The following is a 974-nucleotide window of genomic DNA, read 5'->3' as shown; positions in this document are numbered from 1 at the left end:
CAAAATTGGGGGGACGTCGCTTGGTAGGTGGGAATCTAGTTGGGGCGCAATAGTTGTTGACGAAAATACAGCTTGACGTAGATGCGGTCTCTGAACACTCTGTCGCAAATTGTGATGAGGGCGGAATCAGATGAAAGTAGCTTTTGTTATTATTAACATTATTTTCTTTTCTGGTGTTGTTGCAAGTGAGGCCATTGCGCAGACAGCTTGTCCAATTGGAACCGCGGCTGGCTCTGCATTGTGTGGTCCTACCGAAAGTAGTAGTGGTGGTGGATACAGTAACGAGGCTCCCGCACCAAGGGCGATTCCGACCGGAAAATGGGAGTCGCGATGGGGAGCTATTGCAATCGACGATTCGACTGGTAGCGTTGGAACTTCCTCAGATTTGAAGAGCAAGTCCGACGCGGCTTCTAAAGCGATTAGCACTTGCGCGGTAGAGGATTCAAAAAATGCAAACTCATAACAACCTATAGCAATCAATGTATCGCTTTAGCATGGCCTTCTGTTAAGGGTAAGCCTGCCTCGACCGGGCTGGCTCAGGATGAAAGTTATGCCAAAACGCGTGCTGTTAATAACTGTAATGAGAGCGGGGGCGATTGCAAAGCAGTTTATTCTGCGTGCAGCAAGCCTGCCTTTTTTAGGTATTGAAAGTTAAAGCTGCTTTATTTGTGATTTTGATGCATTTGTTCTATCTTTTAAAAAAATTTCCTTTCAGTCGGGGTTGATGATTGGTTTTTTTATTGGAGCGGATTTCAAATATCATGTGGATTTTCGGCCCTAGAAAGCTTGTGCTTCTTCATATGGTTTTAGTCGCTACGTTAATGAATTTTCCGGTTATTGCTCAGACTGCATGTCCGATAGGAACAGCAGCGGGTACTGCAACATGTGGGCCAGCAGCTTCGTCCTCTACTGGTTATGCTTCGAGCCAAGAAATTCCTGCTCCTCGCGTAAGCTCCCCCGATCGGCAGACACCG

The 974-nt window shown here is 46.7% G+C and carries 1 pseudogene; it reads left to right on the top strand.

The features are described 5' to 3' along the window. Window positions 1-130 precede the first annotated feature (130 nt). Window positions 131-648 (top strand): annotated as a pseudogene (locus tag Y887_RS21570) (DUF4189 domain-containing protein). Window positions 649-974: the final 326 nt, after the last annotated feature.

This window comes from Xanthomonas pisi DSM 18956 (genome assembly GCF_001010415.1).
Lineage (GTDB): Bacteria > Pseudomonadota > Gammaproteobacteria > Xanthomonadales > Xanthomonadaceae > Xanthomonas > Xanthomonas pisi.
This window is presented reverse-complemented; position numbering and strand designations above follow the sequence as displayed.